Origin of the sequence: Massilia sp. LXY-6, assembly GCF_051233485.1 — a bacterium.
Taxonomy (GTDB): domain Bacteria; phylum Pseudomonadota; class Gammaproteobacteria; order Burkholderiales; family Burkholderiaceae_D; genus Telluria.
In genome coordinates, this window is the sequence record NZ_JBKFGF010000062.1 from 1 (window position 1) to 7,183 (window position 7,183).

At 65.6% G+C, this 7,183-nt stretch carries 7 protein-coding genes; 2 read left to right on the top strand and 5 right to left on the bottom strand.

Features of this window, described 5'->3' with window-relative positions; all coding sequences use genetic code 11:
• Positions 1–232: 232 nt before the first annotated feature.
• From phbB to ACI48D_RS23210, 5 genes are all read right to left on the bottom strand, one after another.
• Entirely contained in the window at positions 233–991 is a 759-nt protein-coding gene (gene phbB / locus ACI48D_RS23190; RefSeq protein WP_435573599.1) for an acetoacetyl-CoA reductase, read from the bottom strand.
• A 124-nt stretch (positions 992–1,115) separates the two neighbouring features.
• Positions 1,116–1,670 (bottom strand): hypothetical protein, encoded by a 555-nt coding sequence (locus ACI48D_RS23195; RefSeq protein WP_435573600.1) that lies wholly within the window; start codon positions 1,668–1,670, stop codon positions 1,116–1,118.
• A gap of 106 nt (positions 1,671–1,776) precedes the next feature.
• Entirely contained in the window at positions 1,777–2,652 is an 876-nt protein-coding gene (locus tag ACI48D_RS23200) for a zinc-dependent peptidase (protein WP_435573601.1), read from the bottom strand.
• A complete protein-coding gene (locus ACI48D_RS23205) occupies positions 2,652–3,431 on the bottom strand; it encodes a glutathione peroxidase (protein WP_435573602.1) in 780 nt (259 codons plus the stop codon). Before ACI48D_RS23205 ends, ACI48D_RS23200 begins: the two co-directional genes overlap by 1 nt.
• A gap of 208 nt (positions 3,432–3,639) precedes the next feature.
• Complete coding sequence (locus ACI48D_RS23210) at positions 3,640–4,245, bottom strand: winged helix-turn-helix domain-containing protein (RefSeq protein WP_435573603.1); 606 nt, start codon at positions 4,243–4,245, stop codon at positions 3,640–3,642.
• 611 nt (positions 4,246–4,856) lie between these two features.
• On the opposite strand from ACI48D_RS23210, the gene ACI48D_RS23215 reads away from it, so the two are divergent.
• Positions 4,857–5,891 carry an OmpA family protein gene (locus ACI48D_RS23215; RefSeq protein WP_435573604.1) on the top strand — a complete coding sequence of 345 codons (1,035 nt, stop codon included), beginning with the start codon at positions 4,857–4,859 and terminating at the stop codon, positions 5,889–5,891.
• Between the two features lie 108 nt (positions 5,892–5,999).
• Complete coding sequence (locus ACI48D_RS23220) at positions 6,000–7,019, top strand: YihY/virulence factor BrkB family protein (protein ID WP_435573605.1); 1,020 nt, start codon at positions 6,000–6,002, stop codon at positions 7,017–7,019.
• Positions 7,020–7,183: the final 164 nt, after the last annotated feature.

The window sequence follows — 7,183 nt, forward strand, 5'->3', positions numbered from 1 at the left end:
CATCAGGGACCGCGGCAAATCGTCGCATACAAAGTCCGAATGTACGGGTGCAATCTTTACCTTCACGCTGTCACGAATTGAGTGCTTGGCAAACAGGGGGCGTCCATGTACGTCTGACGAGCCTCAGGGCAAGGGATGCGGCCGCCCGACGCACCGCCGCGGTGGCGGACCACGAAGACAGTACGCAAGTACGGCGAGACGGTGCAACGCCGCCATGAGGTTTGTCAGCGCTCTAGTACATGTGCTGGCCGCCGTTGATGGCTAGATTGGCGCCCGTCATGAAGCCGGCGGCCTCGGACACCAGATAGGCCACCAGGCCCGCCACCTCGTCCGGCTCGCCCAGGCGGCCCATCGGAATCTGCGGCAGGATCTTGTCGTTCAGGACGTCCTGCGGCACCGCTTCGACCATCCGGGTGCGCAGGTAGCCCGGCGAAACCGTGTTGACAGTAACGCCGTGGCGCGCCATCTCCAGCGCCAGCGCCTTGGTGAAGCCGTGCATGCCGGCCTTGGCGGCGGCGTAGTTGACCTGGCCGAAGGCGCCCTGCTGGCCGTTGACCGACGAGATGTTCACGATGCGGCCCCAGCGCCGCGCCATCATCGGCTCGATCGCCTGCTTGCTCAGGTTGAATACGCTGTCGAGGTTGGCGGACAGCACGACCTGCCAGTCGGCCACGCCCATCTTGCGCAGGCTGCGGTCGCGCGTGATGCCGGCGTTGTTGACGAGGACGTCCAGCCGGCCCATCTCGGCCAGCAGCTTCTGCATCATCCACTCGCAGTCGCCGTAATCGGCGACGTCGACCTTGTAGGCCTGAAAGTAGTAGCCGTCGTCGCGCTGGGCCGACAGCCAGGCCTCCGGCGTGGGATTGGCGGGCGAATACGTCGTCGCCACGCGGAAACCTTCATCGCGCAGGCGCCGGCAGATGGCCGCGCCCAGTCCACCCATTCCGCCCGTCACCAGGGCTACTCTTGAAGTTGCTTTTTCATCGTGCATGATTGTCGTCCTGTCGTCGGTAAAGCCGCGCAGAGTGCGCGGCGCGAAGTACCGAGTCTAGGAGCGCCAAGCAGCCCAACCTTGACAAAGCTCAAGGATGTTACTGCTCCGCCAGCTTGCAGCTTCAGTGGATAATATCGGGAGCGCTGCCCGGATCGAAGTCGGCCCAGTCGCCGTCGACGATATTGCCGCGGGCACGCTCGATCTGGGTGGCACCGAGGCGGCGCAGCATATCCACCGCCTGCGCCTCCAGGCCGGGGTCGTCGAACGCCACCGCGATCAGCATGCCGGCATGGCGGTTCTCGAGCGGCGCGCCGCCGCCCTCTTCCCGCTCGCCGGCTTCCTTCATCTTGGAAAAACTGAACAACGAGCCGACGTGGGCGCCGACCAGGCCGCCGACCACCGGCCCCAGCGGCCCCGTGATCGGCGAGGTCGCCGCACCCGCCACCATGCCGACCGCGGCGCCCGCGCCCGCCCCCTTCGCCACGCCTTCCGGCGTTTCCCTGGCGCCCGGCGACTCCATGTGGTCGCCGCCGATCGGGGTCTGGTCGTGCTGGCCGGGCTGGCTCAGGTAGAAGCCGCTGATGCGTTCGCCAGCGAAACCGGCGTCGAGCAGCGCACGGCGCGCCCGCTCGACGTCCTCCTGAAGCTGGAAGTGCCCTGCAATGATCATGGACATGTGCAACCCTCCTGGATTCGTCAGTACGGCAGAGCATGCGCGCCAGGCGGCGGCGCCTCTGTACGCAAACGCACGCAGCTCAGTACCGCCCAGCCAGGAGCGCGCTCTATTGCCACTGGCCGTAGACCACGCCGTGCGGCTCCGGTTCCTCCCACTGCGGCTGCGGGAACCAGTCGCGCGGATCGACGCGGAAATAGCGCTCGAACTCCGCATACAGTTCCGGATGGCGCGCCGCCAACGCATGCGGCTGCTCGAAGAAGCTTTCGGTGGCGACCGCGAAGAACTCGGCCGGGCTGCTGGCGCCGTAGGGATCGAGCACGTCGCGGTAGCCCCAGGACGTATCGCGGCGCAGCAGTTCGAAGTCGCGCGACAGCGTCGCCGACCAGCGCCGATAGCTTTCCGTGCTGCCGAGGATGGGCGCGCCGTTGGTGCTGCCCGATTCGCTGTCGAGCTGGTGCGCGAACTCGTGCAGCACCACGTTCTGGGCGCCCTCCGGCGCATGGCCGGCGCGCTTGACGTGGTCCCAGGACAGGATCACGCGCCCGTCGCCCCAGGATTCGCCGAGCAGGTCCTGGCGCGTCTCGGTGACCACGCCGCCCGGGTCGACCTGCTTGCGCGGCACCAGGAAGGCGCCCGGGTAGACCAGCACCGCGTGCAGGCCGGGATAGACTCCGGTTGCGCGGTTCAGCAGCAGCAGGCAGGCCTGGGCCGCGATCGTCACCCGCATCGCATCCGTCACCTCGAGCCCGGCGCAGCCGACAAAGGTCTTTTCGTGCAGGAAGCGCTTGACCAGGCGCTGCAGCTGTTCGCGCAGCGGCGCCGGCATGCCGCGGTACTGGGCCACGTTGCGCTCGATGACCGCCAGCTGGGCGGGCGCCAGCGGACGCGCCAGCGCCCGTCGCAGGCGCCAGCGCGGCAGGCCCCATGCCAGCAGCAGTCCGCCCGCGATGGCGGCACAGGCAATGGCGGCGCCAGTGTCCATCACGCGGCCGCCGGGGCGCCGGCCGCCGGAGCGCCGTCGGACCGCCCAAAATGCGCCTCGACGGCATCCGCGCCGCCGATCCGCGTGCCGCCCACGAACACCTGGGGCCAGGTCATCTCGCCCGACACCGCGCGCAGCACGCTGGTGGTGATCTTCTGGTCCTGCGGGATGTCGGTGAAGGCGACGCCGCGCGCCTTCAGCACGGCCTTGGCGCGCGCGCAGAAGGGGCAGCCGGGCTTGGAGAACATCACCACCGGCTCGCTGGGCCTGGCCTCGGGATTAATATGGCGCAGCATGGTGTCGGCATCCGACACCTCGAACGGATCGCCCTCCTTGTCCGGCTCGATGAAGATCTTGTCGATGATGCCGTCCTTCACCAGCATCGAATAGCGCCAGGAGCGCTTGCCAAAGCCGAGCTCGCGCTTGTCCACCAGCAGGCCCATGCCTTCGCTGAAATCGCCGTTGCCGTCCGGAATCATGGTGATGTTGTCCGCCTCCTGGCTGCGCTGCCATTCGTTGACGACGAAAGGATCGTTGACGGTGATGCAGACGATGTCGTCGACGCCGTTTTCGCGCAGCACCGGCGCCAGTTCGTTGTAGCGCGGCAGGTGGGCCGACGAACAGGTCGGCGTATAGGCGCCCGGCAGGGCGAACACGACCACCGTCTTGCCCTTGAACAACTCGTCGGTCGAGATGTCGCGCCACTGGTCGTCGGGCCGCGCCTTGAACGTGACCTGGGGAACGGGCTTTCCTTCCAGCGAATCGGCACTTGGTAACATGGAATCTCCTGAGCTTGGCACAGCGGCCGGCTGCCGCTTCCCGCCAGATATGGGAGCTGTTATCGGAGTTTCAATCGGAAAGTGGGCCGTAAAAAAAAAGCCACCGCCGGGAAGGCGGTGGCGTGCATCGTGCCGTTTTCCCCGCGCCACGGTCGCCTTCGCGGCCGCGGTCGGGTTCAGGGCAGATTCGGTCGTGCCGAATGCAGACTTACTTCGCGACCTGGCCGGGCGCCGGGCCGAACAGGGCGGCGACCAGCGGATCGCGGGTGACCGGGCTGCGGTTCACGCGGATCGCGTAGTGGGTGTCGTCGGCCAGGATGTGGAAGTGGCGGCCGGTGCCGGCCATGCTCTGCTCGCGCAGGCCCGGACGTTCCTTGCGCGGGGCGGCGCCTTCGCGCTTCGGCTGGCAGATCGCGGCCAGGAAGGCCTTGACGCGCTCCGGATCCGGCGAGATGCGGTACACGGCCTTGCCCAGGTAGGTGGCGGTGCCTTCGATGTAGCGGGCCAGCTCGATCACGCCGGCTTCGCGCAGGTCGCGGATGTACTTGCGGGCGCCCGACGGCGAAAACTTGAGGAACCAGGCGATTTCATCGGCCAGCATCTCATGCGTCTGCAGCTCGCCAATCAGCTTCTGCATGTTCTCGATACGGCGCTGGGTGGCCGAGGTCGACCGCACGCGCTCGATCGGCGCCAGGGAGATCGGGGCGCGTTCGGTCGGCTGCGGGGGGACTCGTTCGATCAGTGCAGAGTTGCTGGAAGTGTGCACTGCGCCGATGTCGCCTTGCACCGCGTTGTGATGAGTCGCTGCATGCATGTTGGTTTACTCCATGTAAAAGACTGTGTTCTGTGTGGCCTGGACCGGCGTCTTATCTGTATGACCCTTCGACAACAGGCCGGTTCCGCTTAACTGGATACAAGATTGCCTGCGTCAGACCCGAAGTTCTGTGCGCCAGCCAACATTGCCGAAAATTTCTCAAAGTTATTAATCTGCCCCGCGTATTGACGCGGCGCAGGCGTTCAATTGCAAAAAGTGGGGGGACGTGACGGTTTTCGTGGCAGGCACGACAACAACATGCCTGGGGCAAGGCTGGATGCCCGGGACAAACGATAAAAGATTGTGAAGCCAATCCCCTAAAAGTATTACAAATTGAAACAAACCAAATAAGAAATTTCCTGCAAGTATCTTGCATTTAGGTAATATATCGCCGATATTGCGCGAAGATGAGCCCATCTTAAAGCATGGGCTGTGGCTGAGTAGACAAAAGTTGGAACTATCGTGTTGCGTAATTGTCACAAACACGGATTCCTAGGTGCGGTACCGCACGGACCCCTGGAAACACGGGCTTGTATTCTTGACCACAACATCACTGTCTAGGCATGCGATGTCAGCACATTTACAACCTATAGGAGTTACCTGTGAATAATATGAAGAAGATCGCTCTGGCTGCCGCCCTGCTCTGCTCGGCTGGTTCGACGCTGGCTCAAGAAGTCATCAATCCGTCTTGGTACATTGCGCCGACCGTCGTCGGCATCAAGACCGACCATGACTTCGGCGTCGGAGAAAAGGACTGGGGCGGCGGGTTGAAGTTCGGTAAAGCAGTGCATCCGCTGTGGGACATCCAGATCGGCGCCACCCATGCGCGCGCCGAGAACAGCCTGACCAACTACCGCCAGACCCTGGTGGGTGTCGACGCGCTGCTGATGCTGTCGCGTCAGCAGATCCGTCCGTTCCTGCTGGTCGGCGCCGGCGGCGAGCGCGATCGCGTCAGCCGTCCGGGCTTCCACGCTTCCGGCTGGTCGCCTTACTACACCGCCGGCCTGGGCGTCCAGGCCAGCCTGAACGACCGCTGGTCGGCACAGCTCGACGCCCGTGCGGTCAAGAGCAACCTGCGCCATGACGACGAATTCGGCTTCTCGAAGGCCCTCACCAAGTATGTCGGCTTCAGCCTGATCTACGCCTTCAACCCGCCGCCGGCACCGTACGTCGCCCCGGCACCGGCCCCGGAACCGGCTCCGGTCGCGCAAGCCCCGGCCCCGGCACCGGAACCGGTCGCTCCGCCGCCGCCGCCGGCCCGCTTCGAGAAGGTGACCCTGTCGGCAACCGAACTGTTCGCCTTCGACAGCGCCACCCTGTCGATGCCGCAGCCTAAGCTGGACGACATCGCCGCCGCGCTGCAGGCCGATCCGTCGATCACCGACGTCGACATCGTCGGCTACACCGACCGCCTGGGCTCGACCAAGTACAACCAGAAGCTGTCGCAGCGCCGCGCCGACGCCGTGCGCCAGTACCTGGTCAGCAAGGGCGTCGACGCCAAGCGCCTGCAGGCCCACGGCAAGGGCGAGTCGAACCCGGTCGTCACCGACTGCAAGCAGAAGAAGAAGTCGGCACTGATCGCGTGCCTGGCACCGAACCGCCGCGTCGAGGTGGAGCAGATCACCGTCGAACGCCGCGTGCAGTAATGTGGCTGGCGGGAGCGTCCACGCTCCCGCACCTGCGCCAGTTGGCCGTCCGGCCCATGCTGGCCACTCGACGCGCCTTCGGGCGCGTTCTTATTTGGAGGAAGCGTTATGGATGTAAAAAACTGGCTGCCGTTTTCGCGCAAAGTGGTCCACGTGATGCGCTGTGCCGTGACGGAATGGATGAAACACCGCGCGGCGAGCAAGGGCGCGGCCCTGGCCTTCTATTCCCTGTTCTCGCTTGCTCCCATCCTGGTGCTGGTGATCGCCGTCGCCGGGTTCTTCTATGGCGCCGATGCCGCGCAGGGCCAGCTGATGGGCCAGTTGCGCGGCCTGGTCGGCGCGAAGGGCGCGGAAACCATCCAGGCGATCCTGGCCGGCGCCCGCAACAAGGACAGCGGCCTGTTCGCCACCATCGTGGCCTCGGTGCTGCTGGTGATCGGCGCCACCACCGCCTTTTCGGAGCTGAAGGACAGCCTCGACGAGATCTGGGAGGTGCCGCCGCCCAAGGATGCCAGCTGGTGGGAGACGGTGCGCACCCGGCTGCTGTCCTTCGGCGTGATCCTGACCCTGGGCTTGCTTCTGATGACCTCGCTCGTCGTCTCGGCCGCCCTGAACGTGGCCGAGAAATACATCGGCGGCTTGTGGCATGACGCCACCGTCATCCTCGGATGGGTCGCCTCGGCCTTCAGCTTCCTGGTCATCGCCACCATGTTCGGGGCCATCTACAAACTGCTGCCGCGCTTGAAGCTGTCCTGGCACGACGTCACCATCGGCGCGCTCGGCACGGCGCTCATGTGGACCCTCGGGAAATTCGGCATCGGCCTGTACATCGGCAACAGCGGCACCGCCAACAGCTTCGGCGCGGCCGGCTCCCTGATTGCCCTGCTGCTGTGGGTGTATTACTCGGCGCAGATCTTCTTCCTCGGCGCGGAGTTCGCACGCCAGTACGCGCTGCAGATGGGCAGCTTGAGGAAGCCGGAAGGAAAACAAGTGTCGCCGCTGGGCGACCTGCCGGACGGCAGGCCGGAACGCCGGATCCGCGAGCGCCGCAGCGCGGGCTCGCGCGACCGCCGCATGGCCGGGGCGCCGGACCGGCGGCTGGGCGTGGCGGTCAGCCATAGCGCCTGAACGGAAAGAACGTCGCCCCCGCGGAGGGGGCGACGGCGAAACGGCAGTAGGGACGATCCTATTCGCCCAGCAACTCCGCCACCACCTCCATCCCCTCCACGCGCTCGGCCACCACCTTGATCACCACCACCACCGGCACGCCGAGCAGCAAGCCCCACATGCCC

Bases quoted from the DNA above. Each gene is read 5' to 3' on its own strand.
- phbB (WP_435573599.1), bottom strand. From the start codon at position 991: ATGCACGATGAAAAAGCAACTTCAAGAGTAGCCCTGGTGACGGGCGGA.
- ACI48D_RS23195 (WP_435573600.1), bottom strand. From the start codon at position 1,670: ATGTCCATGATCATTGCAGGGCACTTCCAGCTTCAGGAGGACGTCGAG.
- ACI48D_RS23200 (WP_435573601.1), bottom strand. From the start codon at position 2,652: ATGGACACTGGCGCCGCCATTGCCTGTGCCGCCATCGCGGGCGGACTG.
- ACI48D_RS23205 (WP_435573602.1), bottom strand. From the start codon at position 3,431: ATGTTACCAAGTGCCGATTCGCTGGAAGGAAAGCCCGTTCCCCAGGTC.
- ACI48D_RS23210 (WP_435573603.1), bottom strand. From the start codon at position 4,245: ATGCATGCAGCGACTCATCACAACGCGGTGCAAGGCGACATCGGCGCA.
- ACI48D_RS23215 (WP_435573604.1), top strand. From the start codon at position 4,857: ATGAAGAAGATCGCTCTGGCTGCCGCCCTGCTCTGCTCGGCTGGTTCG.
- ACI48D_RS23220 (WP_435573605.1), top strand. From the start codon at position 6,000: ATGGATGTAAAAAACTGGCTGCCGTTTTCGCGCAAAGTGGTCCACGTG.